This window comes from Simplicispira suum (assembly GCF_003008595.1).
GTDB lineage: Bacteria > Pseudomonadota > Gammaproteobacteria > Burkholderiales > Burkholderiaceae_C > Simplicispira > Simplicispira suum.
This window is the reverse complement of record NZ_CP027669.1, coordinates 2,531,062-2,557,100: the sequence shown is the minus strand read 5'-3', so window position 1 is coordinate 2,557,100 and position 26,039 is coordinate 2,531,062. Positions and strand designations below refer to the sequence as shown.

The 26,039-nt window shown below is 62.8% G+C and carries 27 protein-coding genes and 3 tRNA genes; 12 read left to right on the top strand and 18 right to left on the bottom strand.

Annotated features, from left to right (window positions below):
* Positions 1 to 28: 28 nt before the first annotated feature.
* From C6571_RS11860 to nadC, 3 genes are all read right to left on the bottom strand, one after another.
* On the bottom strand, positions 29 to 1,861 hold the full coding sequence (locus C6571_RS11860) for a chorismate-binding protein (RefSeq protein WP_106448209.1): 1,833 nt from the start codon (positions 1,859 to 1,861) through the stop codon (positions 29 to 31).
* Between the two features lie 123 nt (positions 1,862 to 1,984).
* Positions 1,985 to 3,112, bottom strand: coding sequence for a quinolinate synthase NadA (nadA, locus tag C6571_RS11855; protein WP_106446859.1), 1,128 nt, complete (start codon positions 3,110 to 3,112; stop codon positions 1,985 to 1,987).
* Positions 3,113 to 3,347: 235 nt separating this feature from the next.
* Positions 3,348 to 4,223, bottom strand: a complete 876-nt coding sequence (gene nadC, locus C6571_RS11850) for a carboxylating nicotinate-nucleotide diphosphorylase (RefSeq protein WP_106446858.1) — start codon at positions 4,221 to 4,223, stop codon at positions 3,348 to 3,350.
* A 106-nt stretch (positions 4,224 to 4,329) separates the two neighbouring features.
* On the opposite strand from nadC, the gene panB reads away from it, so the two are divergent.
* From panB to C6571_RS11815, 7 genes are all read left to right on the top strand, one after another.
* Positions 4,330 to 5,223, top strand: coding sequence for a 3-methyl-2-oxobutanoate hydroxymethyltransferase (gene panB / locus C6571_RS11845; protein ID WP_106446857.1), 894 nt, complete (start codon positions 4,330 to 4,332; stop codon positions 5,221 to 5,223).
* A 24-nt stretch (positions 5,224 to 5,247) separates the two neighbouring features.
* Complete coding sequence (panC, locus tag C6571_RS11840; RefSeq protein ID WP_106446856.1) at positions 5,248 to 6,096, top strand: pantoate--beta-alanine ligase; 849 nt, start codon at positions 5,248 to 5,250, stop codon at positions 6,094 to 6,096.
* Between the two features lie 195 nt (positions 6,097 to 6,291).
* A complete protein-coding gene (locus C6571_RS11835) occupies positions 6,292 to 6,900 on the top strand; it encodes a hypothetical protein (protein ID WP_106446855.1) in 609 nt (202 codons plus the stop codon).
* A gap of 17 nt (positions 6,901 to 6,917) precedes the next feature.
* Positions 6,918 to 7,544, top strand: coding sequence for a pseudouridine synthase (locus C6571_RS11830; protein WP_106446854.1), 627 nt, complete (start codon positions 6,918 to 6,920; stop codon positions 7,542 to 7,544).
* A gap of 34 nt (positions 7,545 to 7,578) precedes the next feature.
* Entirely contained in the window at positions 7,579 to 8,058 is a 480-nt protein-coding gene (locus C6571_RS11825) for a hypothetical protein (protein WP_146139329.1), read from the top strand.
* A 148-nt stretch (positions 8,059 to 8,206) separates the two neighbouring features.
* Positions 8,207 to 8,890, top strand: a complete 684-nt coding sequence (locus C6571_RS11820) for a DUF3334 family protein (RefSeq protein WP_106446852.1) — start codon at positions 8,207 to 8,209, stop codon at positions 8,888 to 8,890.
* A gap of 36 nt (positions 8,891 to 8,926) precedes the next feature.
* Positions 8,927 to 9,014: transfer RNA gene (locus tag C6571_RS11815), tRNA-Ser, on the top strand.
* 196 nt (positions 9,015 to 9,210) lie between these two features.
* Here C6571_RS11815 and C6571_RS11810 read toward each other — a convergent pair.
* Both C6571_RS11810 and C6571_RS11805 read right to left on the bottom strand, forming a co-directional pair.
* Entirely contained in the window at positions 9,211 to 10,269 is a 1,059-nt protein-coding gene (locus tag C6571_RS11810) for a GGDEF domain-containing protein (protein WP_106446851.1), read from the bottom strand.
* Between the two features lie 21 nt (positions 10,270 to 10,290).
* Positions 10,291 to 11,475 carry a DUF917 domain-containing protein gene (locus tag C6571_RS11805; RefSeq protein WP_106446850.1) on the bottom strand — a complete coding sequence of 395 codons (1,185 nt, stop codon included), beginning with the start codon at positions 11,473 to 11,475 and terminating at the stop codon, positions 10,291 to 10,293.
* 264 nt (positions 11,476 to 11,739) lie between these two features.
* Here C6571_RS11805 and C6571_RS11800 point away from each other — a divergent pair, with 264 nt between their 5' ends.
* Entirely contained in the window at positions 11,740 to 12,054 is a 315-nt protein-coding gene (locus C6571_RS11800; protein ID WP_106446849.1) for an I78 family peptidase inhibitor, read from the top strand.
* Between the two features lie 13 nt (positions 12,055 to 12,067).
* Here the strand turns inward: C6571_RS11800 and hemW are convergent, their stop codons facing one another.
* The 5 genes from hemW to C6571_RS11775 all read right to left on the bottom strand — a co-directional run bounded on the left by hemW (position 12,068) and on the right by C6571_RS11775 (position 16,710).
* Positions 12,068 to 13,303 carry a radical SAM family heme chaperone HemW gene (gene hemW / locus C6571_RS11795; RefSeq protein ID WP_106446848.1) on the bottom strand — a complete coding sequence of 412 codons (1,236 nt, stop codon included), beginning with the start codon at positions 13,301 to 13,303 and terminating at the stop codon, positions 12,068 to 12,070.
* Between the two features lie 33 nt (positions 13,304 to 13,336).
* Positions 13,337 to 13,939 (bottom strand): RdgB/HAM1 family non-canonical purine NTP pyrophosphatase, encoded by a 603-nt coding sequence (gene rdgB, locus C6571_RS11790; protein ID WP_106446847.1) that lies wholly within the window; start codon positions 13,937 to 13,939, stop codon positions 13,337 to 13,339.
* A 42-nt stretch (positions 13,940 to 13,981) separates the two neighbouring features.
* Positions 13,982 to 14,713, bottom strand: a complete 732-nt coding sequence (gene rph / locus C6571_RS11785; protein ID WP_106446846.1) for a ribonuclease PH — start codon at positions 14,711 to 14,713, stop codon at positions 13,982 to 13,984.
* Positions 14,714 to 14,797: 84 nt separating this feature from the next.
* Entirely contained in the window at positions 14,798 to 15,697 is a 900-nt protein-coding gene (locus C6571_RS11780; RefSeq protein ID WP_106446845.1) for a PP2C family protein-serine/threonine phosphatase, read from the bottom strand.
* Entirely contained in the window at positions 15,694 to 16,710 is a 1,017-nt protein-coding gene (locus C6571_RS11775) for a serine/threonine protein kinase (RefSeq protein WP_106446844.1), read from the bottom strand. The genes C6571_RS11780 and C6571_RS11775 overlap by 4 nt, the downstream gene beginning before the upstream one ends.
* A gap of 74 nt (positions 16,711 to 16,784) precedes the next feature.
* Between C6571_RS11775 and C6571_RS11770 the strand changes: the two genes are divergently transcribed.
* The 4 genes from C6571_RS11770 to C6571_RS11755 all read left to right on the top strand — a co-directional run bounded on the left by C6571_RS11770 (position 16,785) and on the right by C6571_RS11755 (position 20,944).
* Positions 16,785 to 17,702 (top strand): YicC/YloC family endoribonuclease, encoded by a 918-nt coding sequence (locus tag C6571_RS11770; protein WP_211300630.1) that lies wholly within the window; start codon positions 16,785 to 16,787, stop codon positions 17,700 to 17,702.
* A gap of 26 nt (positions 17,703 to 17,728) precedes the next feature.
* The gene (gmk, locus tag C6571_RS11765) at positions 17,729 to 18,361 is read left to right on the top strand and encodes a guanylate kinase (RefSeq protein WP_106446843.1); all 633 of its coding nucleotides are present in this window, start codon (positions 17,729 to 17,731) and stop codon (positions 18,359 to 18,361) included.
* A 16-nt stretch (positions 18,362 to 18,377) separates the two neighbouring features.
* On the top strand, positions 18,378 to 18,581 hold the full coding sequence (gene rpoZ, locus C6571_RS11760; protein WP_106446842.1) for a DNA-directed RNA polymerase subunit omega: 204 nt from the start codon (positions 18,378 to 18,380) through the stop codon (positions 18,579 to 18,581).
* A gap of 89 nt (positions 18,582 to 18,670) precedes the next feature.
* On the top strand, positions 18,671 to 20,944 hold the full coding sequence (locus C6571_RS11755; protein ID WP_106446841.1) for a RelA/SpoT family protein: 2,274 nt from the start codon (positions 18,671 to 18,673) through the stop codon (positions 20,942 to 20,944).
* Positions 20,945 to 20,969: 25 nt separating this feature from the next.
* On the opposite strand, the gene greB is transcribed toward C6571_RS11755, so the two are convergent.
* The 8 genes from greB to petA form a co-directional block, all read right to left on the bottom strand.
* Positions 20,970 to 21,527 carry a transcription elongation factor GreB gene (gene greB, locus C6571_RS11750; RefSeq protein WP_106446840.1) on the bottom strand — a complete coding sequence of 186 codons (558 nt, stop codon included), beginning with the start codon at positions 21,525 to 21,527 and terminating at the stop codon, positions 20,970 to 20,972.
* 92 nt (positions 21,528 to 21,619) lie between these two features.
* Positions 21,620 to 21,696, bottom strand: a tRNA-Arg gene (locus tag C6571_RS11745).
* A gap of 93 nt (positions 21,697 to 21,789) precedes the next feature.
* Positions 21,790 to 21,864 (bottom strand) — tRNA-Thr (locus C6571_RS11740).
* Between the two features lie 47 nt (positions 21,865 to 21,911).
* Positions 21,912 to 22,430 (bottom strand): ClpXP protease specificity-enhancing factor, encoded by a 519-nt coding sequence (locus C6571_RS11735; protein ID WP_106446839.1) that lies wholly within the window; start codon positions 22,428 to 22,430, stop codon positions 21,912 to 21,914.
* A 13-nt stretch (positions 22,431 to 22,443) separates the two neighbouring features.
* Positions 22,444 to 23,055 carry a glutathione S-transferase N-terminal domain-containing protein gene (locus C6571_RS11730; protein ID WP_106446838.1) on the bottom strand — a complete coding sequence of 204 codons (612 nt, stop codon included), beginning with the start codon at positions 23,053 to 23,055 and terminating at the stop codon, positions 22,444 to 22,446.
* Positions 23,056 to 23,152: 97 nt separating this feature from the next.
* The gene (locus C6571_RS11725; RefSeq protein WP_106448207.1) at positions 23,153 to 23,911 is read right to left on the bottom strand and encodes a cytochrome c1; all 759 of its coding nucleotides are present in this window, start codon (positions 23,909 to 23,911) and stop codon (positions 23,153 to 23,155) included.
* 17 nt (positions 23,912 to 23,928) lie between these two features.
* Complete coding sequence (locus C6571_RS11720; protein WP_106446837.1) at positions 23,929 to 25,341, bottom strand: cytochrome b; 1,413 nt, start codon at positions 25,339 to 25,341, stop codon at positions 23,929 to 23,931.
* A gap of 11 nt (positions 25,342 to 25,352) precedes the next feature.
* Entirely contained in the window at positions 25,353 to 25,952 is a 600-nt protein-coding gene (gene petA / locus C6571_RS11715; RefSeq protein ID WP_106446836.1) for a ubiquinol-cytochrome c reductase iron-sulfur subunit, read from the bottom strand.
* Positions 25,953 to 26,039: the final 87 nt, after the last annotated feature.

Sequence of the window (26,039 nt, the reverse complement as noted above, 5' to 3'; positions counted from 1 at the left end):
CAGATCAAGCAGTACAAGCATCTGCTGTTCAGACGACGGGTATCACCAGCTTCGCATCCAGCCACCCGCGCAAGCTATTGACAAAAGCCCACGCCTGGACACGTGGGACATCTTCGAGACAGACCACGGCTTCTTCCAACCTGCCAGAGCGAAGCGCCAGTGCACGCCCCACCCCGGGCAGCAAGCCGCATGCGAGCGGCGGAGTCACCCAGCGACCCTCCAGTCGCATCGCGACATTGCCGCGCGTGCATTCGGTGATTTCACCGGCTTCGTTGTAGAGGACCGTGTCGAACACGCCCGGTTGCGACGGAGCAAAAGCGTCGTAGTGCGCTCGCCGTGTGGTTTTGTAGCGGCAAAATTCTCCGGCGGCCTCTCGCAGCGGCTCGCCTGCAAGCTGCAGGTGCACCGGTGTAGGCGTGGGGTGCATGGCAAAGGTTTCGGCGCGCGCACTTCCATCGACCGACAGCAAAAGGCGCACGCGCCATGCACCGACGTGGCACTGGAGCGCGGCAATCTGCAGCTCTTGTCGAACAGCGTGCAAGTTCCATGGAAGGCCGAAATGCGCTGCGGCTTCACCCATGCGCGCGAGGTGAAGATCGGCATGATCGAACTTGCCTTCTATCAACGCCAGGGTTTCAAGGAGGTCAAACGACTCGCTGGCGCGCTCGACAAAGGCGCGCTTGTGGCGCCACTCATTCCATTCTCCCTGGCAGTTGGAGTCCACAGTGATGCCACTGCCGATGCCGCAAGTGACGCGCACCGCCGTACCCGAATCTGTCTCACCTGTGCGAAGCACCACCGTACGGATGGGCACGTTGAAGGTGGCCGCCACCGGATACAAGCCGCCAGCAGCTGCCGGGCCGCCGGGCCGCACCACTCCCACCGCCCCACAGTACACCCCGCGCGGCCCCGGCTCAAGCCTGCGGATCATCTGCATGGCGCGCACCTTGGGCGCCCCGGTGACGGAGCCGCACGGAAACAGCGCACCAAACACATCGGCGAGACGGACTCCCGCTCGGGTGCGCGCGCGCACGTCAGAGGTCATTTGCCACACGGTGGGCAGCGGTTCGGTATGAAACAGCCGAGGTACCTGCACGCTGTTCGGCTGGGCAATACGCGAAAGGTCATTGCGCAGCAGGTCCACGATCATCACGTTTTCGGCGCGCTCCTTGGGCGCGGTGCGCAGTTGGGTGGCCTGGGCGGCGTCCTCCTCGGGCGTGGCGCCGCGCGCTGCCGTGCCCTTCATGGGGCGAGCCAGAATATCGCCACCACCCGGTGCGTCCTGCCAGTCAAAAAACAATTCGGGCGAGACGGAGAGCACCTGCTCACCTCCCGCACCGATGTGCGCCGCATAGCCGCCGGGCTGGGCGCGCTGCAGCGCGGCAAACAGCGCCGCCGCACTGCCTTGCAGCGCGCCGGTAAGGGGTCCGGTGTAGTTGACCTGGTACAGCTCGCCCGCGCCGATGGCCTGCTGGATGCGGCCCAGCGCGGCGTCAAAGGCGCTGCGCTCCAGGCCGCTGTTCCACACCACACGCGCCGTCTCCTGCGGCTCCTCGGCAGGCCAGGGCTGGGGGGCATCGTGCACGGCAAACCAGGCCAGCGGACCGTCTGCAGTGTAGGTTTGCAGCGCGGTATCGAAGGCAGGCGCCGCCTCGTAGCGCACATAGCCCACGCACCAGTGGCCTTGCTGCGCGGCGGCATGCACGGCATCGAGCACGGCGCGAACCTCGCCCACCTGCTGCGCCACCAGCACCTGGCGCGGTACGCCAAAGGCACAGCGCAGGCGCGGAGCGGCGGCATCCAGCGGCTGGGCAAAGTCGATGCGGGCCGTCTCGGCCTCTGGCGGGGAAACGCGCTTCACGGCAGGCACGACCTTGCACGGTGCAGCAAGCCGAAGGAAGTCAGGGAACGCATTCTTCTTATGAGAAATTGGCTCTAGCGCATAAGTAGAAAGCGCTGACAGCTATCAATACAATAGCAAATTCTACGCCGCACCAATATTCGGCACCAGCCCCGCTACAGGTTGCCCCTTCTTTAGCGCGGCGGTAAAGGCCAGCATGCGGTCAATCGGCAGGCGGGCGCGCGGGATGATGGCCGGATCCACATGGATGGTGTTGGCGCCAGTTTCCAGCACCTGAGCCACGCCGGCCAGGCCGTTCATCGCCATCCAGGGGCAATGGGCGCAGCTTTTGCAGGTGGCGCTGTTGCCAGCGGTGGGGGCCTCGTAGAACACCTTGTCGGGGTTCAGCGTGCGCAGCTTGTGCATCATTCCGCTGTCAGTGGCAACGATGAACTCACGCGCATCCATCTCTTGCGCCGCTCGCAGGATGGCAGAGGTCGAACCCACTGCATCGGCAAGCGCAACGACGTCGGGCGGCGACTCGGGGTGCACCAGCACCTTGGCGCCGGGATGGTCTTTTTTCAGCGCTTCCAGCTCGAAGGCCTTGAACTCGTCGTGCACGATGCACGCGCCGTTCCACATCACCATGTCGGCGCCGGTCTCACGCTGGATGTAGGCGCCCAGGTGCCGGTCGGGCGCCCACAGGATTTTTTGCCCGGCGTCCTTGAGCGCGCGCACGATGTCGAGCGCGCAGCTCGACGTGACAAGCCAGTCGGCACGCGCCTTCACCGCAGCGCTGGTGTTGGCGTAGACCACCACCGTGCGGTCCGGGTGCTGGTCGCAAAACGCGCTGAATGCGTCGATGGGGCAGCCCAGGTCAAGCGAGCAGGTGGCATCCAGATCGGGCATAAGCACGGTCTTTTCGGGCGAGACGATCTTCGCCGTCTCGCCCATGAAGCGCACACCCGAGACCACCAGCGTCTGCGCCGCGTGGTCGCGGCCAAAGCGCGCCATCTCCAGCGAATCGCTGACGATGCCGCCGGTTTCCTCTGCGAGGTCCTGCAGGTCGGGGTGCACGTAATAGTGCGACACCATCACCGCGTTCTTCTCCTTGAGCAGGCGGCGGATCTTGTCCTTGGTGGCAGCGCGCTCGTCCTGCGTCAGCTCGGTGGGCACGCGCGCCCACGCGTATTTGGTGGAGCAGGTGGAGCCGTCCGTGCCCTCGCGGGGCTGTTCGTACTCGATCTCTTTAATGGCAATAACAGAATTCATTTCAGTGCTCCAGGGTGCTTCACTGCACCGGCCAAACGTCGAAGTTGCAGGGCCAAGGCCAGCGGACGCCGTGCAAGGGCCGCCCCGCCGCACTGGCGTCGTCCCCCTTCCCGCGCAGCGAGAGAAGGGGCTGAGGGCCGCGGCTCCAAGCCTGCCGACGCAGGCTTGGACGTGCCCGAAGAGCAGTCGTCTCTGACGGCGGCAGGGAGGCGCCGAAGGCGACGCAGGGGGTTGTTCACCATACTTCTATGCGCATCGAAAAGTCCGTGGCCTTCACGTCCTTGGTCAGCGCTCCGGTGGAGATGCGGTCGACCCCGGTTTCTGCAAGCGCACGCAGGCCATCCAGCGTGACACCACCCGAAATCTCAAGAATGGCGCCTCCGCCCGAGTGCGCCGCATTGGTGCGCACTGCCTCGTGCAGCGTGGCGATGTCCATGTTGTCGAGCAGCACCATGCGCGCGCCAGCGTCCAGCGCCTCGCGCAATTGCTCCAGCGTTTCGACCTCGATTTCGATGAATTCGGCGCGCGCCGCCACCTCGGCCGCTGCGCGCAGCACGGCGGCCACGCCACCGGCAGCGGCAATGTGGTTTTCCTTGATCAGCACGGCGTCGTGCAGGCCGATGCGGTGGTTGGTGCCGCCGCCGATCCGCACCGCGTATTTCTGTGCAATGCGCAGGCCGGGCAGGGTTTTGCGCGTGTCCACGATGTGCGCCTTGGTGCCGGCCACGGCGTCCACGTAGCTGCGCGTCTTCGTAGCCACGGCGGACAGCATCTGCAGAAAATTCAAAGCCGTGCGCTCGGCGCTGAGCAGGGCACGGGCGTCACCCTGCATTTCAAGCACCATCTGGTCCGCAGCGCAGCGTCCGCCCTCGGCCACATGCCAGGTGAGTTCGACGGCCGGGTCCAGAGTGCGCAGCGCGGCCTCAGCCCATGGGGCGCCGCACAGCACCGCCGCCTCGCGCACCAGGATACGGGCGCGCACGCGCCGGTGGGCAGGCACCAGGCCCGCAGTCAGGTCGCCGGCGCCCAGGTCTTCCTGCAGTGCACGGGCCACGTCCAGCAGCACCTGCGCGCGCAGCGGGGCTTCAAGGGTGTCCAAAGAAGAGTTCATGGGCGCCAAGCATAGCGCTGGCTGCGGGGTACATCCGGCGGCCGGGCAATAGCTGCACAGGAGGCACGACTACACTCCCAGGTCCATCGTTTCAGCGCCGCCAGCCATGACCGAACCGCTTGCCCCGCCTGTCCAGCCCGCAGGCACGCCCTACGGCACCCTGCCTCCCGCATCGCCCCTGCCCCAGCGCCGCCCGGTCAGCCTGCCGCGCCTGCAGCAGATGCGTGAGTCCGGCGAGAAAATCACCATGCTGACCGCCTACGACGCGACCTTTGCCGCCGTGGCCGATGCTGCGGGCGTCGAATGCCTGCTGGTGGGCGACTCGCTGGGCATGGTCTGCCAGGGGCTGCCGAGCACCGTGGGCGTGACGCTGGAGACCATGGTCTACCACACGGAGAGCGTGGCGCGTGGCCTGCACCGCGTGCAGGGCACCGCCTGGTTGATTGCTGACCTGCCCTTCGGCAGCTATGCGGAGAGCCGCGAACAAGCCTTGCGCAGCGCCTGCGCCCTGATGCGCGCCGGCGCGCACATGGTCAAGCTCGAAGGCGGCGGCTGGACGGCGCCCACCGTGCAGTTCCTGGTGGAGCGCGGCATTCCCGTGTGCGCCCACCTGGGACTCACGCCGCAGACCGTGCACGCCCTGGGTGGTTACCGCGTACAGGGCAAGACCGACCAGGCCGCTCAGGCGCTGCGCCGCCAGGCGCGCGAGCTGCAGGATGCCGGCGCCGCCATGCTGGTGCTGGAGATGGTGCCGGCGCAGCTATCGGCCGAGCTGACCAGCGAACTGACCCAGTGCGCCACCATCGGCATCGGCGCCGGCAAGGGCACGGCCGGCCAGGTGCTGGTACTGCACGACATGCTGGGAATGAACCTGGGGAAAATGGCGCGTTTCGTGCACAACTTCATGCAGGACGCCGGCAGCGTGCGCGGCGCCATGGAGGCCTACGTGGCCGCCGTCAAGGCCCAGACCTTCCCCGACGACGCATTGCACGCCTGGTAGTTTTTCGACCATTCCTTCTTTTTCATGCACATCGTCCACAGCATCTCCGACCTGCGCGCCGTACTCGGCCCCCTCGGCCGCCCCGCCTTTGTGCCCACCATGGGCAACCTGCACGATGGCCACATCGCCCTGATGCGCCGCGCCGTGCAACTGGGCGAAGTGCCGGTGGCGAGCATCTTTGTGAACCGACTGCAGTTCCTGCCGCACGAAGATTTCGATAGCTACCCGCGCACCTGGGACGCCGACTGCGAGCGTCTGGCCGCTGCCGGCTGCCAGGTGCTGTTTGCCCCGCGCGAGCGCGATTTGTACCCCGAGCCACAAACCTTCAAAATACTGCCCGATTCGCAGCTCGCCGACCTGCTGGAAGGCGAATTTCGTCCCGGCTTCTTCACCGGCGTGTGCACGGTGGTGATGAAGCTGTTTTCCGCCGTGTTTGCCGGCAAGACGAGTGGCATCGCAGTGTTTGGCCAGAAAGACTACCAGCAACTGATGGTGGTGCGGCGCATGGTGCAGCAATTTACCCTTCCCATCGACATCGTCGCCAACCCCACCGAGCGCGCCCCGGACGGCCTGGCGCTGAGTTCGCGCAACGGCTACCTGAGCGCATCCGAGCGCGCCGAGGCCGTTGCGCTGTCCAGGGCGCTGCGCACTCTGGGCGAAGCCGCAAAAGCTGCCGGCGATGCCCTGCCCGCGCAGCGCGAGGCGCTGGAGCAAGCGGCGCGTGCGCAGCTCGATGCACGCGGCTGGCAAACGGATTACCTGAGCGTGCGCCGCCGCAGTGACCTGCTGGCACCCAAGCCGGGCGATGCGCTGGTGGTGCTGGGCGCCGCCCGGCTGGGCCCGACGCGCCTCATCGACAACCTTGAAATCTAAGGCAATGCTGAACAAGTCCCTTACGCGCCGCGCATCCGCACCTCGGGCGGTCTGCGGCGTTGCAAATCCTCGCCATAGCTGCCGCTATGACTGCGGTTCGCGCGCGGAGGGCCGCCCCCTTGCATCCCATCCCGAAGCACGGCACGCGTCATCGCGGTGACTTATTCAGCATCGCCCTCAACCCGACGCACATTCATGGACCCCGTTTTTCTTCTTCTGCTCTTGGGTGGCAGCGGCCTGCTGATGGCCAACGGCCACCAGCAGCGCCAGCGCATTGCCCTGCTCGCCCACCACCTGGGCCCACTGCAAATTGAAAAGCTGATGGAAACCGTGACGCAAGGCTATCTGCGCGCCCTGGGCGAGAGCGATCCCGCGCGCCAGGCGCAGATATTTGCCGTACTGGAGGGCAGCGAAGCGCAGCTTGCCACCCAGTTCGCCCAGTTGGCGCGCGATTTTGCCGCCGTGCCCGCTGCCCAGGCGCGGGCCAGTACGCTGGCGTTCTCGCTGCCCTGGGCCAGCACCCTGCTGCCGCATGCCAGCTTTGATATGCGCAAGCTGCTGGCCGTGCATGCCAACGGCATCGCGCGCGCCCTGCGCACCGATGCAGCGCGTTCGCCGCGCGACCGTGCCTTTCTCATTTCTGCCGAACTGTTCCTCATGCAACACAGTTGCCACTGGTTCTGCAAGTCGCGCGCGGTGGCGTCGGCGCGCATGCTGACGCGGCACCACACGCCCCACGCCCAACTGGTGGCCTCGGTGTCCCCCGAAACACGCAGCGCCTACCGGGCGCTGACGGGCAGCTAAAACGGCGGCCCACAGGTATGGCGACTGCGCCGCCCTCACACCCCCGCCCCGCGCAGCCCCAGGTACGGCGCAGAGCCCGGCCTGCGCCATCGGAGCCACGTCTGCTCCTGCTCAACAAGCCTTTTGACGTGCTCAGCCAGTTCAGCGGCGACGGCACGCACCAGACCCTGAGCGACTTTGTCGACGTCCCCAACGTCTATCCCGCCGGCCGGCTGGACCGCGACAGCGAAGGCCTGCTCCTGCTGACCAACGACGGGGCACTCCAAGCGCACATTGCCGACCCGCGCCACAAGCTGCCCAAGACCTATTGGGCGCAGGTGGAAGGTGCACCCGACGAAGCAGCGTTGGAAAAATTGCGTACCGGCGTGCGGCTGAGCGACGGCATCACGCGCCCGGCCGAGGCGGCTCTGCTGCCAGATCCCGCGCTGTGGCCTCGCGACCCGCCCATCCGCGTACGTACCCAGATTCCCACACACTGGATTGCCCTCACCCTGCGCGAGGGCCGCAATCGCCAGGTGCGCCGCATGACCGCTGCGGTGGGCCTGCCCACGCTGCGCCTGGTGCGGGTGCAGATCGGGCCCTGGTGCCTGGACGGCCTTGCACCGGGACAATGGCACGAGGTGGTGCCCCATCTGCCTGCCTGAAAAACAGCCCGCAACACCGTCTGCCCTCGACACCATGCTTCGCCCTCTTTACCTTGGCCTCGCAGCACTGGCCGTGTTCATCGGCATCGCCGTGTATCTCGCACCGCTGGAGCCGGGCATCTTGCGGCTGCAGTTTTCTTTCACAGCGTCATCGTTTCAAGGCGTATTGGAGCAGTGGCAGGCGCACGGCATCGCGCTCTACCGTGCCCATTTTTCGGCCGACTTTGTGCTCCTGGTGCTGTATGGCGCCTTTGGCTTTGCCTACGGCCGGCAGTGCGCGGCGGCGCGGGCTATGCACCGCAGACTGGCCTGGCTCGTTGTGTGGTCGCTTCCCGTCGCAGCGCTGGCAGATGCGGGCGAAAACGCCCTGCACCTGCTGCTAACCGATGGCAGGCCTGCCGCCGCGTCCACGCTGTATGCGCTGGCGGCCTTGGCAGCAACGGCAAAGTGGCTTGCCATTCTGGCGTTCGGGGCCGCATCGCTTGGCGCCCGGCGACGGGTGCGCCCGCTGTGAGCCGCGCTCGGCGCAGCCTCAATCTGGGCCCAACGGGCCCTTCAAATCGTGCACACGCCCGCCCAACGCCAAAAATTCCAGCACGCCCTCGTCGCGCCATGCCCTACCATGCAGCTTCGCGCCAGCACATCACCACCGAGAACGCACCATGAGCTCCTCCACCGACCGCGTCGTCTACAGCACCGAACATGTGCTGACCAGTTTGTGCAATTCGGTAACGCGTGTGCTGACTGTTGCAACCCAGAGCCAGATTCAATACTCGGCCATGGTGCAGCGCATCACCAAGACCTGCCTGCGGCCTGATATTGGCTGCTTCGTGCTGTTCGACGGCGGATTCTCGGGCCTGATGGTGATCAACTTCTCGGCCCAGGCGGCGATGGAGCTGTATTCCAGTTACCTCCTGAGCATGGGCATGTCCAAGGACGAACTGGCGCGCTCGTATACCTCCGACGAGGTGAGCAATGTCATGGGCGAGTTGATGAACCAGGTGGCCGGCGACTTCACGGGCAAAGTGCGGCGCGAACTGCAAACCCACATCACCCAGAATCAGCCCAAGATGCTGGTGCTCAACAAACAGGTGATGTTGAGCGTGGACGCGAACCTCGACCAGCCCGAGGCCCGGCGCGTGACCTTCTACACAGGCAACAACAACATTTTCTACCTGGAGCTGGCGATTGACCGCACCGAGTTCCTCAAGCTCTACGACTTCGAGCCGCAGCAACGGGCCAACCCCGATGAAGTCATGGCGGAAGCCAATGCCCCACGCGACGTCGCCCCACCACCACCACCCGACAACGACACCGATGAGCTGCTGCGCTCGCTGGGCATGTGAGAACAGCGCGCCCCGCTAGAATGCGGGCCTGCCACAGGAGACTTGGGTGAGTGGTTTAAACCAGCAGTCTTGAAAACTGCCGACGGGCAACCGTCCGTGAGTTCGAATCTCACAGTCTCCGCCAAATGCGCACCTACCAGAGAATCCGGGCGGCGATTCATCAGGCTGCAGGTCGATGCCAATAGCTTGATGAAGCGCGGATGCTTGATTTTTACTTCTTTTTTTATAGCTTGCTACGCTTTATAGATAAGCGCTAGAGCCCATTTTTACTAGAATTTTGGCGCCCTGCATTTGCTGGTCGCTCCGCCTTACAAGTTGGCTCAAGTGAGCAGTGCGCCGCTCCTGTCTTCACCGGAACCGACGAGCATATGCACTGCAGAAACGGAACCCTGCGGCACATCCGCGCAGTACACGGCATTGCGCCCCCTCTCCTTGGCGCGGTAGAGAGCCTTGTCGGCCCGGTTCACCAGTTCTTCAAAACCGAGCCCTGAACCCTTGCGCATCGTGGCCACGCCAATGCTCACGGTGACCGACAGGCACGTCCCCTCATCATTGACCGGCACGCTCGTCGCGGCCACTTCGTTGCGCAGTGATTCGGCCACGCGCAAGGCGCTGACGCCATCGGTTTCAGGCAACACGATGACGAACTCCTCCCCGCCAAAGCGCGCCACGATGTCCACACCACTGCGCTTGCGCGCCGCACAAGCCTGAGCCACAGCGCAGATCATGCGGTCGCCTGCCAAGTGCCCCCAGGCATCGTTGACCGTCTTGAACAGGTCAATATCCACCACCATCAGCGACAGAGGGTGATCGAAACGCTCGGTGCGCTTGCATTCGTTGGCCCCCATCTGCATGAGCGCGCGCCGGTTGGCCAGGCCAGTCAACGCATCGTGGGCCGCCAATAGTTCCAGCGCAGCGTTCAGCTCTTGCAACAGCTTGTTCTGCTCGACCAACTGGTGGTTGATTTGCGCAATCTCGTCTTCTTTCTGCTTGCGATCGTGGATATTGAAGGTGACGCCAATCAGGCGTTTGCCGGGCGTGGCGCTACTGCGGTCCATGATGCGGCCGTAGTTGGCAAACCAGATCCACTCGCCCGCCTTCGAGCGCAGCCGGAACTCGGCGCGGTATTGCGGCGTGATGCCCGCCACATGGTCGGCCACAGCCTGCTGCACTCTGTCGAGGTCGCCGGGGTGAAACAGGCCAAAGATGTCCTGCACCCCCGAGACAATTTCGTCCTCGGTGAAGCCCAGCTCCAAAAATGTCTTGGTGGCCTTGTGAGTGACCTGGCCGCTTACCAGATCGTTCTCCCACAGATCCAGCCCCGCGGCTTCCAGCACTAGCTCCAGCCGCTCCCTGTTCAGGTCTGCTTCATCACCCATGGCATCAAACCAGTGGATCCATCAGGCCGCTGGCATGGCGCCTGCGTAGCCCATATTGCGCAGAAGCGCAGCAAACGACGCCACGACACCGGGCGTGTTGTAAAGCTGGGGCGCCGCTTTCACGGCAATCACGCTCACCCTCTGACCCGTGCTTTTGCCCATGGTGGCGTCAAAGTACAGGGCCAGGTCGTCGCTGGCGTTGGAGAAGCCGCGCCCCGTACTCTCCGAGTAGTAGCAGATGGAGTCCGGGGCGATGACGTCGGGACTCGTGCTTGCAGACGAGTACGTGATGAGGCTCTCGTTCAGGTTGTACAGGTAGTGCGTCTCGGTACTCTGGGCCGGGTCCTGCGTGTTGTCCAGGCGGATGATGCCCGAATCGAGCGACGCGCTGGACGTGGACTGCGTGACCGAGGTGATGAAGAAGTTGGTCACCACCGCGCTGGCAGAGCGGCCGGTCAGCGTGGTGATGGTATTTGCCACAATTGCGGTGGCCGGCGGCGTCGCAGCCTGCAGCAGAAACTGCCCCAAGCCGCGCGCCTGCTCCAACGTGCCCGCAAGGTAGCTGCCCGACAAGGCAAAGCCGTTGCTGGCGTTGGAGGGCCACATGGCAATGCCCGAATACCCGCCAAATCCAGCCACCACCCCGCCCGCCAGGGTTTCGACCCGCGCGGCGCTGGATGCCCCCAACACGGCCGTTTCGAGATCTGCAAGGGTGGAGGCATCGCTGGCCAGGGCGGCAGGGCATGGCGCGAGCTGCTCCCCACCGGTATAGGTGGTCTGGGGCAGTTCGGGCACCGCACGGCCGGCGCCATCGCCGTTCACCACCCACACCGCGCCCTGGGACATGGCCGCGCCAATCAGCGGCACCAGCGAGTTGATGGGCCCGATCTCGACGGGGATCAGGGCGCTCAGTACAGCGCCAGTGCTGGCCTCCATCACGGCGACGGTATTGCTGATCGAGTTTTGCACCGCCGACAGCGTGAGGCTGTCGGCCGCATCGGGCGAGCCCATGATGGCCAACACACAGGCATTGGTGGCGCCGTCATAGTCCTGTACGGTAACCGTGCCACTCCAGCCCTGGCTGGCCAGCTCCTGAAGGATCGAACAGGCATCTTGGTAGCTGCCGCCACCACCACTGGCCAGCACGGCCGCACCGGCCGCAATGGTTTGAAAATCTGCCAGCCCGTAGTGATAAACAACACCCATCGCATACCCTCTCTTTGATGAAAAGCACGATACGCCAGAGCGGTGGGTTGTCAATCCGCGACATCCCATGGTTTCCCACCGCCCTGACGCGACCCGCCCAGACCGGAAGCTCTGCGCCTGGAAACCTCGTTGCCGACACCCATCGCTGTCCGCACCGCGATCTGCGGCATGCCGGGGATGGGCTGAAATGCCCAGTTACGCATGCTGACGTGGGCGGCCTGCCGCCCACGCTATGGTGCAGGCTTTGAACCAAGGAACGCTTGCATGCACCCCCGCCTGATTCCCGCCTTGGCCGCCGCCGCTCTGCTGGCGGCTTGCGCCAGCCCACCACCACCTGCGCCGATCGACGTGCGGCCCAACATTCCACCGCCTGGGGGGCGCTGCGACGCTGGCCCGGCGCAATCGGCCATTGGCCAGAACAGCACCGCACGCAACGTGGAGGCGGCCCGCGTCGCCGCAGGCGCCCGCATGGCACGCACCATTCGCCCAGGGCAAATGGTGACCAAGGAATACGACGCCGAGCGGCTGAATCTGGACGTGGACGCCAGCGGGCGCATTGTCGCGGCGCGCTGCGGGTAAGGCGTCGGCCAGGTCAGCCAGGCAGGAACAATTCCTGCAGATTGCTCAAGAAGTCAAAGCCCCGCTCCGTGGGGCGCACATGCACCATGTCGCGCGCAATCAAGCCCTGGGCTTCGGCTTTGTCCAGCGCCGGGGCGATGGAGGCGACACTCTGGCCAGTGCGTTCAACGAAATCCTGTAGCCCAAAGCCACCCCGCAGCCGCAAGGCGTTGAGCATGAACTCGAATGCCAGGTCGGCGCGGCGCACATCGGCATCTTGTGCAACGGCGTTGCCCGAGAGCGCGCGCTCCATATACAGCACGGGCTCCCGAAACCGCGTCTGGCGCACCACGCGGTGGGCAAAACTGAGTTTGCTGTGCGCACCGGCGCCGATGCCCAGGTAGTCGCCAAACTGCCAGTAGTTGAGGTTGTGCGCGCATTCGTGGCCGGCTCGCGCATAGGCGGACACCTCATAGCGCTGCAGACCCCCCGCCGCAGTGCGTTCGGTGATGCGGTCCAGCATGGCGTAGGCCAGATCGTCCTCGGGAACCACCGGCGGGTATTTGGCAAAAACGGTGTTGGGCTCGATGGTGAGGTGGTAGATCGACAGGTGCGGGGGCGCAAGTGCCAGCGCAATCTCGAGATCGGCGTCCAGCGCCGCCATCTCTTGCCCCGGCAGGGCGTACATCAGGTCAAGGTTGAAGGTGTCGAAAGCCTGCGCCGCCTCTTCTACGGCGGCACGGGCCTGCGCACCGTCGTGCACCCGGCCCAGCGCCGCCAGATGGGTGTCGCTGAAGCTTTGCACGCCGACGGACAGGCGTGTGACACCGGCGGCGCGGTAGGCGCGAAAGCGGTCTTTTTCAAAGGTACCGGGGTTGGCTTCAAGCGTGACCTCAGCGCCCGCCGTCAGCGGCAGCAGCGCGCGGATGTCTCCCAGCAACTGGTCGATGGAGGCCGGCGAAAACAGGCTGGGCGTGCCTCCGCCAATGAAGACCGTCTGCACTGGTCGGCCCCAGACCAGCGGCAAGGCGGCTTCCAGGTCGGCGCGCAAGGCGTCCAGGTATCGCGCCTCGGGCAAGGCACCCGCACCCCCGACGGCATGCGAGTTGAAGTCGCAGTATGGGCATTTCTTCAGGCACCAGGGCAGGTGCACATAGAGAGAAAGCGGCGGCAGCGCCCGCAGTTGCAGCAGGCCGGGACGCATGTAGTGCTGGATGTCGCGCTGCGGCGCTGGCGCCGCTTCGTCGGCGGGAAGGATGGGAATGGTCATGGGGTGGCGGTACGCAGTGGCTCAAACTGGTGGTCATCCCATCCAGTTGGCGCGCATCAAGGCCAGCATGCTGCGAGCCGCGCGGCCCCGGTGGCTCAGGCTGTTTTTGACTTCCGGATCAAGCTCGGCAAAGGTCTTGCCGAGTTCAGGAATGACCATCACCGGATCAAAGCCAAAACCGTGCCCACCCCGTGGCGCAAGCGCGATCTCGCCCACGACCCGGCCCACGGCAATCAAGGGCTCTGGGTCTTGCGGGCTGCGCAGCGCCACCAGGGTGCTGACCAGCGCGGCGCGGCGATTGTCCTGGCCCCGCATTTGTTCGAGCAGGGCGCGCACGTTGTTGTCGTCGCCCTTGGGGTAGCCGAACTGCACGGCGTAGTGCGCCGTGTCGACGCCCGGCAGCCCGCCGAATGCATCCACGCACAAGCCCGCATCGTCAGCCAGTGCCGGCAGGCCCGTGTGCTGTGCGGCAAAGCGTGCTTTGGCCAGCGCGTTCTCGACAAATGTGCGATGCGGTTCTTCGGCTTCGCCCACGCCCAGCTCGGCCTGGCGCACCAGCGAGACGCCCAGCGGGGCGAACAAGACCTGCAGTTCTGCAAGCTTGCCCAGGTTGTTCGATGCAAGAACGATTTTCATAGTCAAATATGCCTCCAGCGCTTATCCAGAAATCGCCAGCAGCTACTTTTTTAGGAGCGATTCACGCTGCAACAGTACCAACTCGGCAATGCCTTGCTGCGCCAGGTCAAGCAGCGCATTCATTTCTGCGCGACTGAATGCCGCGCCTTCTGCCGTGCCCTGCACTTCCACGAAGTGTCCAGCACCGGTCATAACCACGTTCATGTCGGTGTCGCAGGCGGCGTCCTCGGGGTAGTCCAGGTCAAGCAGGGGCACTCCGTCCACCACGCCCACCGAGACGGCCGCCACGGCGTCCCGAATGGGGGAGCGCGCCAGCAGGCCGCGCGCTACGAGCGAAGCGACAGCGTCCTGCGCGGCCACCCACGCGCCGGTGATGGCGGCCGTGCGGGTGCCGCCGTCGGCCTGCAGCACATCACAGTCGAGCACGATGCTGCGCTCTCCCAGGGCCTCCAGATCAAACACCGCGCGCAGCGACCGGCCAATGAGGCGCTGGATCTCCTGGGTGCGCCCACTTTGCTTGCCCTTGGCAGCTTCGCGGTCGCTGCGCTTGTGCGTGGCGCGCGGCAGCATGCCGTATTCCGCCGTGACCCAACCTTTCCCGCTGCCGCGCTGGTGCGGGGGCACTTTTTCTTCGACCGATGCGGTGCACAGCACACGCGTATTGCCAAACTCGATCAGCACAGCGCCTTCGGCATGCATGGTGAACTGGCGCGTGATGCGCACCGGGCGAAGCGCATGGCTGGCGCGGCCGCCGGAGCGGGAAACTGGGTTCATGATGGGCAAGATTCTTCTGAAAAAATGAAAGCGCCGGCCTGTGGGGCGCGAGCCAATCTGCGCAGTGCTCTGCGCGACGCATGGTCAGCGTCTGCGCTCGGCCGAGCGCCGAATGGCCTCGTTGATCTCGGCAATCGAGCGCTCGATGGCGGCGTCGTCCAGGTCGTCCACCAGTCCATCGAGCGGTCCGGCCTGGATGGTGGAGGCAAACACGTCGTCGCTGATGCTGTCGGTGGACACGCCCTGCGTGGACTCGAAACTGTCAGGCGTCTCCCATTCCAGCGCCACCACGGTGACGTTGTCGCTGCTGTCGCCGGCCTTGCGCAATGCAGTTTCGACCAGTTCCGGAACCGACTGCGACACCACGTTGCGCCCCAGTTCGGCGGCGATTTCCTCGTCGCTCAGCGTGCCCCAGAGGCCATCCGAGCAGAGCAAGATGCGGTCCCCCTGCTCCAGGGGCACCGGTCCGGTGGTGTCGTAAATGGGTTTGGTGGGCGAACCCAGGCAGGTGAACAGCACGTTGCGGTTGATGTGCTCAAGCCCTGGTGGCATGTTGTGCAGTTCAAGATAAGAGTGGTCGCGCGTGCGCGTCAGCAAGCCGCCGCCGCGCACCATGTACAGGCGCGAATCGCCGCAGTGCACCCAGCTCGCGCAGCCGTTCTGGACCACGGCCGCCACCAAGGTGGTGCGCGGCGAATCGATCATTCCCTTGTCGCTTGCGTAACGCAGGATCTGGTGGTGGGCCGCAAGCAGGGCGTTCGATAGAAACTCCGGCACATCTGGCAGTTGCGGCTTGGCCTGCCGCTGGTACATGGCGGCCACGGTCTGCAGCGCAATCTGGGCTGCCACTTCGCCCTCAGGGTGACCACCCATCCCATCGGCAAGCACAAAAAGGCCCGACTCCCGCGTGTAGCAGTACCCCATGCGGTCTTCGTTGTTCTCACGCCCGCCACGCCGACTGATCTGAAAAATGGAAAACTTCATTTGGCCTTGACTCCGGCTGCCGGAGCGTCGCCAGGCCGCGTCACGCTTTTGCGCGTTTCCGCAACCAGGGTATCGAGCTGCAGGCGCATTTTTTCGGTCACTGTGAGCTTGGTGTACCGGCGCTCGCCCTCGCGCGAGAGTTCCTTTTGCAGCGCAAACACCGATTGCGGCCGCGAGAGCGGGTCCAGCGCCATGCACCACTCGACCACCTCAATGAGATTGTCGGAATACACGCCGCGCAGCTTCGCGAGCGAGAGCGAAAGGCGATCCTTGTCCTGCCGCTGCGGCGCTTCATTGGGCGGAAAACCTTGCATGCAGGCGTAGATGCAGGCACCAAGGGCGTAAATGTCGGTCCAGGGGCCCATGGAGGAATCGCGCCGGTACATCTCGGGGGCAGCAAAGCCCGGCGTGTACATCGGGCGAATGAAGTTACCTTCTTTGGAGAGCACTTCACGCGCCGCGCCAAAATCAATCATCACTGCCTTGTTGTCGTCGGTGATGAAAATATTGGCTGGCTTGATATCCAGGTGCAGCATCTTGTGCTGGTGCACGATGCGCATGCCGCGCAGCACTTCGTCAAAGAGCGAGCGGATGGTGGACTCGCGGAACACCTTTTGCTGCTTGAGATCGCGCGCTGTGATGATGAAATCCTGCAGGGTGGCGCCCTCCAGGTAGTTCATCACCATGTAGACGGTTTCGTTTTCCCGGAAGAAATTGAGGACGCTGACCACCGAGGCGTGCGATATCTGCGCCAAGGCGCGGCCTTCTTCAAAAAAACTCTTGAGCCCCAGGCGATAGAGAGACAGCTTTTCAGGCGGCACCTTGGGCAGCAGCTCGCCTGGGGTACGCGTTGCCAAGGACGAAGGCAGGTACTCTTTGACGGCCACCTGCTGACCATCTGGGTCCATGCACAGATAAACGACACCGAAGCCGCCGGACGACACCCGCCGTACCACGCGGTAGCCGCCAATCACGGTGTCGGGGGGCAGCGGTGCCGGCTTGATTTTGGACATATTCTGCGCGTGTGTTTCGATGGCGGACGAGAACCCGGATAATCGCCGGTTCGCTAGCAAACAAGAAAAGTCCCATGGCAGTTTACAGCATGACCGGCTACGCCAGCGCCCAGACTGGCGCCCCTGCCGCAAGCGCGGAAGGCGAGCCTCGCACGCAAGCCGTGCGCCGCTTGGGCATGGAGATTCGCTCGGTCAACAGCCGCTTTCTCGACCTGTCGTTTCGCCTGCCTGACGAGCTGCGTAGTTTCGAGCCCATGCTGCGCGCCCTGGTCACCGCCAAAGTCAAACGCGGCAAGATCGAAGTACGTGCCGCACTTGAAGGTCTGGACAGCAATGCACTGCCTGACCCACCCACGCGCGTTCTGCAGCGCCTGTCGTCCATGCAGGACGCCGTGCAGTCCTGGCTGCCAGAAGCTCGCCCGCTTTCCGTAGCCGACGTCTTGCGTCTGTGCAGCAACTCGACGCCTGCGCTTGACGCCGGCGCCCTCAACATCACGCAACTCGCACAAAACGTGCTCACGGGCCTTCTGGATGCCCGCGCCCAGGAGGGAGAGCGCCTGTCGGCCATGCTGCGCGGCCACCTCAAGCAATTGCGTGCACTGACGGAGCTGGCCACCCCCCTCGTACCACAGTTGGTGGAACAGCAGCGCCAGCGTTTCATGGATCGCTGGAAGGAGGCCATGGGCCTGGCCGAGGGAAGCGCCACGCCCGAGGCAGCGCAGGATCGGGCGCTGTCCGAAGCCACCGCCTTCGCGATCCGCATCGACGTGGCCGAGGAAGTGACGCGGCTCGACTCGCATATCACCGAGATCGAGCGGCTCCTGGGCAAGGGTGGCGAAGTGGGCAAGCGGCTGGACTTCCTGATTCAAGAACTGCACCGCGAAGCCAACACGCTGGGGTCCAAATCATCGGCCCTGGAGCTCACACGCATCAGCGTAGACATGAAAGTCCTGATCGAGCAGATGCGCGAACAGGTGCAAAACCTAGAGTAAAACGCCCGCTGCGGCGCCAACCGATCATGAGTACAAGCAAGGAATACCCAGGCAACCTTTTCGTCGTTGCCGCCCCCAGTGGCGCTGGCAAATCGAGCCTTGTCAAAGCCCTGCTGGAACTCGATTCGCACGTCCACCCGTCCATCTCCCACACGACGCGCGCACCGCGTGGGCAGGAAAAGCATGGACGGGAGTATTTCTTCGCCTCCGAGTCCGAATTTGACGCCATGGTGGCCAGCGACGCGTTCGTGGAATGGGCGCTGGTGCACGGCAATCGCTACGGCACCTCCAAGAAATCCATCGAGGAGCGGATCGCACAGGGAAACGACGTCATTCTGGAGATTGACTTTCAAGGTGCTCTGCAGATCAAGGCGGCATTTGCCAACGCGGTGCTCGTCTTCGTCCTGCCGCCGAGTTGGGACGAGTTGCGCTCGCGTCTGGAGCGCCGGGGCGAGGATTCGTCAGAAGTCATACAAATGCGGCTGCGCAACGCCAAGGCGGAAATGGCGCAGGTGCACAAATTCGACTTCGTTATAATCAACGAGCTATTTGAGCGCGCGCTTTTTGACCTCAAGGCAATTGCACACGCCCAGCGACTCAAATACGCGGCGCAACGCCGCGCACGTTCAGAGACGTTCGAATTGCTGAACATCCCTTGACCCTTTCGGAGAATCCATGGCCCGCATCACCGTCGAAGACTGCCTTGAGCAGATCCCCAACCGTTTTCAGCTTGTTCTTGCTGCAACCTACCGTGCGCGCATGCTGAGCCAGGGCCATACGCCGCGTATCGAAAGCCGCAACAAGCCCGGTGTCACGGCGCTGCGCGAAATTGCAGCGGGCAAGGTGGGCATAGAAATGCTCAAGAAGGTTCCCGGCTGACGCGCGGGCCCATCCGAAAACAAGCACCGCAAGCCGGTGCTTTTTTCATGCTGCTGCAGTTCGGCAAGCTCGCGCGCTACATTTAAGGCATGAACGTGGAGTCGAACGCAGCCCCTGTGGCTGATAGTCAGGCACAGGAGCGCACACTCCCTGTGAGCAATGCCGTGGCCGCCGCCAACGCAGCAGCCGCCAGCTTCGCTGCGCTGACCGACAGTCTGGACTACCTGGAGCCTTCGCAGGTGGAACTGGTGCGCCAGGCTTATCGCTATGCCGACGAAGCCCACCTCGGGCAATTGCGCAACAGCGGCGAGCCCTATATCACGCACCCGATTGCCGTGGCGGCGCAATGTGCCGAATGGAAGCTTGACGCCCAGGCTCTGATGGCAGCGCTCTTGCACGACGCCATGGAAGACTGCGGCGTCACCAAAGCGGATCTGATAGAGCGTTTTGGCGCCAGCGTGGCGGAACTCGTGGACGGCTTGACCAAGCTCGACAAGCTGCAGTTCGACACGCGCGAAGAAAACCAGGCCGAATCGTTTCGCAAAATGCTGCTTGCGATGGCGCGCGACGTGCGTGTCATCCTCATCAAGTTGGCAGACCGCACCCACAACATGCGCACCATGGGCGACATGCCGCGCGCCAAATGGGGGCGCATTGCCTCAGAAACGCTGGAAATCTACGCTCCTATCGCCCACCGCCTGGGGCTGAACCAAACCTATCGCGAACTGCAGGACCTGTCATTTCGCTACCTGCATCCGTGGCGCTACATGACGCTGTCCAAGGCCGTAGGAAAAGCGCGCAATCGGCGACGCGATCTGGTGCAGAAGGTGCAAGCCGACGTGGATGCTGCCTTTGCGCGGGTGGGGCTGCAGGCGCGCCTGGCGGGCAGAGAGAAAACGCTTTACGCGATTTATCAGAAAATGGAACAAAAGCACCTGAGCTTTGCCCAGGTGACCGATATTTATGGCTTTCGCGTGATCGTGGGAAGCGTCACTGCATGCTACACCGCGCTCGGCATCCTCCATCAGATGTACAAGCCCGTGCCGGGCAAGTTCAAGGACCATATCGCGATTGCCAAAGTCAACGGCTACCAATCGCTGCACACCACGTTGGTGGGTCCTTCGAACGTGAATATCGAGTTTCAGATGCGTACCGAAGAAATGCATCTGGTGGCAGAAGCGGGCGTAGCCGCGCACTGGCTCTACAAGCAGCAAGATGCCGAAGGGAGCTCCGCCGAGCGCCTGGGAACCAAATGGCTGCAATCTTTGCTGGACATCCAGAATGAAACCCGCGACGCCGCCGAGTTCTGGGACCATGTCAAAGTGGATCTCTTCCCCGATGCCGTTTACGTCTTCACGCCCAAAGGCCAGATTCTTGCGCTCCCGCGCGGTGCCACAGTCATTGACTTCGCCTACGCCATACACAGCGACGTGGGGGACCACACGGCGGCAGCCAAAGTCAACGACGAACAAGTGCCGCTGCGCACCGAGATCCACAACGGCGACGTCGTAGAGATCATCACCAATCCAACCACCACGCCCAACCCGGCCTGGCTGGGCTTCGTACGTACAGGCCGAGCACGTTCGCGGATTCGCAGCCACCTCAAGCTGCTCAACCAGGTGGATTCCGAAGCACTTGGAGAAAAACTCCTCACCCAGGCCTTGCGAGCCGAGGGCCTGGAACAGCTGCCGCCAAGCTCTGACGAAATGCAGCCCCTGTGGGACAAGCTTCTGCGTTTCACTGGCAGCCGCGATCGCAGCGAACTGATGGTCGATATCGGCCTGGGCAAACGCATCGCCACCATTGTTGCCAAGCGCTTGTTCGTGCTGATGGCTGAGCACGGCCACCGGCCCGACGCACTGCTTCTTACGCGCGAACGCTTCACATCGCACGAAACCATTTCACAAGGGGGTGTTTCGCTCGATGGCAGCGAAAACGCATCGGTGAAATATGCGCATTGCTGTCGGCCCGTACCAGGTGACCAGATCGTGGGTTATCTGGGCCGGGGTGAAGGTCTGGTGGTGCACGTGGCCTGGTGCGCAGTCGCCCAGCGGCTGCAAGCCAAAGACAGCGAGCGCTTCATCTCCGTGGACTGGAGCGACGAGCCCACGCGCATGTTCGAGACCGGTGTGACGGTGACTGTGAACAATGGCAAAGGACTTCTCGCGCGCATTGCTGCCGAACTGGCAACGGCAGAAGCGGACATCACGCATATCGACATGGACGAGGAAATGGCGCTCGACACCTTGAATTTGCGCCTGGTGATTGGCGTGCGAGACACCCTGCATCTCGAGGCGGCGCTGCGCAGCCTGCGGCGCATCCCCGCAGTCTTGCGCGTTGTACGCTCACTACCGACGCAGTAGTGGCGGCGGAGCCATTTGCTGGTTCCTACACTGACCGATCCGGGTAGCTCACCGAGAGAATCTCCAGCAAGCGCATACCCGAGGGCGTCTCCAGCCGCACCTCGTCCCCTATTCGAGCTTTTAAAAGCGCCCGCGCCACCGGAGAAATCCAGCTGATCTCGCCCTGCCCACTGTCAGCCTCATCGATTCCCTTGATCGTGACTGTGGTCTCCTTACCCTGCTCATCAAGATATCGCGCTGTAGCGCCGAAGAACACCTGATCGCTGCCCGCGTGCACGCTGGGATCAACGATTTCGGCTGTCTCCAGACGTGACGTTAGAAAGCGAATGCGGCGATCAATTTCGCGCAGGCGCTTCTTGCCGTAGAGGTAGTCGCCGTTTTCTGAACGGTCACCGTTGCGTGCCGCCCAATGCACCACCTCGACCACTTGCGGACGTTCTTCGTCCATCAATTGCAGCAACTCGCTACGCAAGCTCGCGTAGCCGCCCGGTGTCATGTAATTGCGCGCCGCACCAAGGGGCGGCAGAGGAGGCAGCGAATAGGGAGTTTCCTCATCCGTTTCGCGTGTGAACGCTTTGCTCATGCAATGTCCCTTTCCATACGAAGCCAAGCACCACAAATCAAAGCACAAAAGGAAAAAGCCCTGATACCTTGCAGTATCAGGGCTTACCTTTTTGGTGCGGCTGGCAGGAATTGAACCCACGACCCCTTGGTTCGTAGCCAAGTACTCTATCCAACTGAGCTACAGCCGCCAAGTCATAAATTATAGCTCGATTTTTCTATCTATCGGGCCAAGCAACAAGAGACACTGCGCTCTTTTTCTTCTCATCACGTTTGCATCCAGATGGTGCCGATTGTCGGGATTGAACTGACGACCTACCGCTTACAAGGCGGTTGCTCTACCACTGAGCTAAATCGGCGAACCAGAGATTTTAAACGTGGATTTCGGATCTCTCGGCGTTCGAACTCATTTCACGCGCTTTAGCGAGGGCGGGCGGCGCTGCGTACCCTTCCCGCCTTCCGGTGGTCTGGGCTCGTCGGGGGGCTGGCGTTGGCTGTCACTTGCCGGTTCAGGCACCAACTGCACCACGGGTCTGGCATCTGGGGGGGGCGGATCCTGCACCAGCAGCGCACTGCCTTCGTCCAGCGTGTCGGGCAAAAAATCTGTCGGCGGCGGAAACGCCATACCCTGCCCATTCTCGCGCGCGTAGATGGCGATCACGCGCCCTACCGGCACGAGAATGTCTCGCGGCTGCCCACCAAAACGGGCCTTGAACTCGATGAAATCATTGCCCAGCTGCAGGCTGCTGGTGGCATCCATAGCGACGTTCAGAATGATTTCCCCGTTGTTCACGTACTCTAGCGGAACACGAACCGATTCGTCGACCTTCACAGCGATATGCGGCGTAAAGCCGTTGTCGCTGCACCATTCGTGCAGCGCCCGGATCAGATAAGGCCGGGTCGAGGTGGATTCCTGAGCGTTCATGGCGACGTGTCTTTTACTTGCGCATGACCTTTTCCGACGGCGTGAGTGCTTCGATGTACGCCGGCCGCGAAAAGATGCGCTCGGCATACTTCAGCAGAGGTGCAGCGTTCTTGCTCAGATCGATGCCGTAGTAGTCCAGGCGCCAGAGGAGGGGAGCGATGGCGACATCGAGCATCGAAAAATTCTCGCCCAACATGTACTTGTTCTTCAGAAATACGGGGGCGAGCTGCGTCAGGCGGTCGCGGATATGCGCACGCGCTTTCTCCAAGGCCTTTTCATTGCCCTTGCTTGCGCGCGATTCAAGGCTGTTGACGTGAACGAAGAGCTCCTTCTCGAAGTTCAACAAAAACAGCCGCACGCGGGCCCGGTCTACCGGGTCGCCTGGCATCAACTGGGGGTGTGGGAAGCGCTCGTCAATGTACTCGTTGATGATGTTCGACTCATAGAGAATCAAGTCGCGCTCAACCAGGATGGGCACCTGGCCATAGGGATTCATCACCGCGATGTCTTCTGGCTTGTTGTAGAGATCGACGTCGCGAATCTCAAAATCCATTCCTTTTTCGAACAGGACGAACCGGCAACGGTGGGAAAAAGGACAGGTCGTACCCGAATAAAGCACCATCATGAAGCGAATCTCCTAAAAACCAAAAGAGTGGAACGCCGATGACGCCCACTCTCAGAAAAACGCCGCATCGCTCGATGCGGCATGGCAAAGCCCTGGACTACTTGACGTCTTTCCAGAATGCCCCATTGAGCTTCCAGGCAAGCACCGTGGTGAAAGCCAGGAATATCAGCACCCACACACCAATCCGCACGCGGGTCTTTTGTGCCGGTTCGCCCATCCACTGCATATAGCCGACGAGATCGCCGATCGCTTCGTCGTACTGAACAGGCGTCATGCTGCCAGCTGCCTTCTGCTCCCAACCCTTCAAGGCATGCACTGTCTGGCCATGGCTCTCGTGCTCTTCAAAAACCGGGCGGTGGTCACCCTGCAACTGCCACAACGGATTGGGCATGCCTACATTGGGAAACACGATGTTGTTCCAACCCGTGGCCTTGGTGTCATCCCGATAGAAGGTCCGCAGAAAGGTATAGAGGTAATCCGCACCTGAACCGCCGAGACCGGCGCGCGAGCGCGCGATCACCGTGAGGTCTGGTGGATTGGCGCCAAACCATTCCTTGGCCTGGTGGGGATCAATGGTGGCCTTCATGGTCTCACCGATCTTTTCCGTGGTGAACAGCAGGTTGTCCTTGATCTGCTGCGGTGTCAGGCCGATATCGGTCAGGCGGTTGTAGCGCATGAACGCAGCGGAATGGCAGCCAATGCAGTAATTCACAAACAGCTTGGCACCGTTTTGCAGCGCTGGCAGGTCATTGATGCGGTTGGGCGCCTTGTCCAGGGCAGCCCCTCCACCGGCAGCATGCGCAGCACCTGCAATGAGACCCAGCGCCGCAACGAACGAGAGAATGATTTTTTTCATGATCTGCATCTCCTGGCTCAGTGCGCAGCAAAGGTTACGCGGTCAGGCACTGGCTTGGGTTCTCCCAGCCGACTCCACCAGGGCATGAGGAGGAAGAACCCAAAATAGAACAGGGTGCCGATTTGCGACAGGCGCTCACCCAAAGGCGACACCGGCTGCACGCCCAAATAGGCCAGCATGAAGAAGTTGATGACGAAAACGCCATAGACATATTTATGCCAGCTCGGGCGATAGCGGATGGACTTGACCGGGCTGCAGTCGAGCCAAGGCAGGAAGAACAGGATGACGACCGCGCCGCCCATGATCACCACGCCCCAGAACTTGGCGTCGATATTGAGCATCAACAGGATGCCAACGGCGGCTGTGGCAGCAATGATGCCCTTGAAGATCACGGGCATGCGGCCCTTGATCACACCAAAGCCGGCACCCAGCACTACGCAGGCAATCAGCACATACACCATCTCACTGGTGATGGCGCGCAGCATGGAATAGTACGGTGTGAAATACCAAACCGGGGCAATATGAAGGGGCGTCTTCAGCGGGTCAGCGGGGATGAAGTTGTTGTACTCCAGGAAATACCCGCCCGCTTCCGGAGCAAAGAAGATCACCGCCGTGAAAGCCATCAGAAACAGGCAGACGCCCAGGATGTCGTGCACCGTGTAATAGGGATGGAAGGGAATGCCGTCGAGGGGATGGCCCTTGTCGTCGCGTGGAGCGTTCGGGCCCTTGATTTCAATGCCGTCAGGATTGTTGGAACCCACGTCGTGCAGCGCCAACAGGTGCGCCACCACCAAGCCCAGCAGCACCAGCGGAACGGCGATAACGTGGAAGCTGAAGAAACGGTTGAGGGTCGCATCACCCACCACGTAGTCGCCACGGATCAGCAAGGCCAGATCGGGGCCGATAAATGGAATGGCAGAGAACAAGTTCACGATGACCTGAGCACCCCAATACGACATCTGACCCCAGGGCAGCAGGTAGCCCATGAAGGCTTCGGCCATGAGCGCCAGGAAAATCGCACAACCAAAGATCCAGACCAGCTCGCGCGGCTTGCGGTAGCTGCCGTAGAGCAGGCCGCGGAACATGTGCAGATAGACGACGATGAAGAACGCCGACGCCCCCGTGGAGTGCATGTAGCGGATCAACCAGCCCCATGGCACGTCGCGCATGATGTATTCCACCGAGCCAAACGCCAGCGCAGCGTCTGGCTTGTAGTGCATCGTGAGGAAGATACCGGTGACGATCTGGAGCACCAGCACCAGAAGGGCGAGCGAGCCAAAGATGTACCAGAAGTTGAAGTTCTTCGGAGCGTAGTACTCCGACATGTGGACGCGGTAGGCGTCAAACGCTGTAGGAAACCGGTTTTCAAACCAGTTGGTGAGCTTGGCGCCCGCCGAAGCGTTGGGGGAAATTTCCTTGAACACAGCCATAGTGCAGTCCCTCAGGCTTTCTTGTCTTCGCCAACGAGCAGGCGGGTGTCGGAGAGATACATGTGCGGGGGCACTTCCAGGTTGTCTGGCGAGGGCTTGTTCTTGTAGACGCGGCCAGCCAAGTCGAAGGTGGAACCGTGGCAAGGGCAGAGGAAACCGCCCGGCCAGTCATCGGGCAAGGAAGGCTGGGCGCCAGCAGCAAAGCGATCGGAAGGCGAGCAACCCAGGTGCGGGCAGATGCCGACCGCCACAAAGTACTCGGGCTTGATGGAGCGCTGCTCGTTGCGAGCATACGGAGGCGTGAACTCGTCGGGCTTGCGCAGCGACTTGGGGTCAGCCAGCTTGTCGTCGTTCTGCGGCAGCTCGGCCACCTGTTCCGGGGTGCGGCGCACGATCCAGACCGGCTTGCCGCGCCATTCCACGGTCATTTTTTCACCAGGCTTCAGAGCAGAGATGTCCACTTCGACTGCAGCGCCTGCGGCTTTGGCCTTCTCGGATGGCTGGAAAGAGCTCACGAAGGGAACGGCGGTTGCCACGCCGCCCACCGCGCCAGCACAGCCGGTCGCGATCAGCCACGTCCGCTTGCTGGAGTCGATTGGAGTGTCACTCATGGGGGTCCTCGATGTACATCGCTGGGGTTGGGGAGACAGCCCGAAATTGTAGCGGAGTGAAAACCCCAACCTCGTTTACTACCGGTG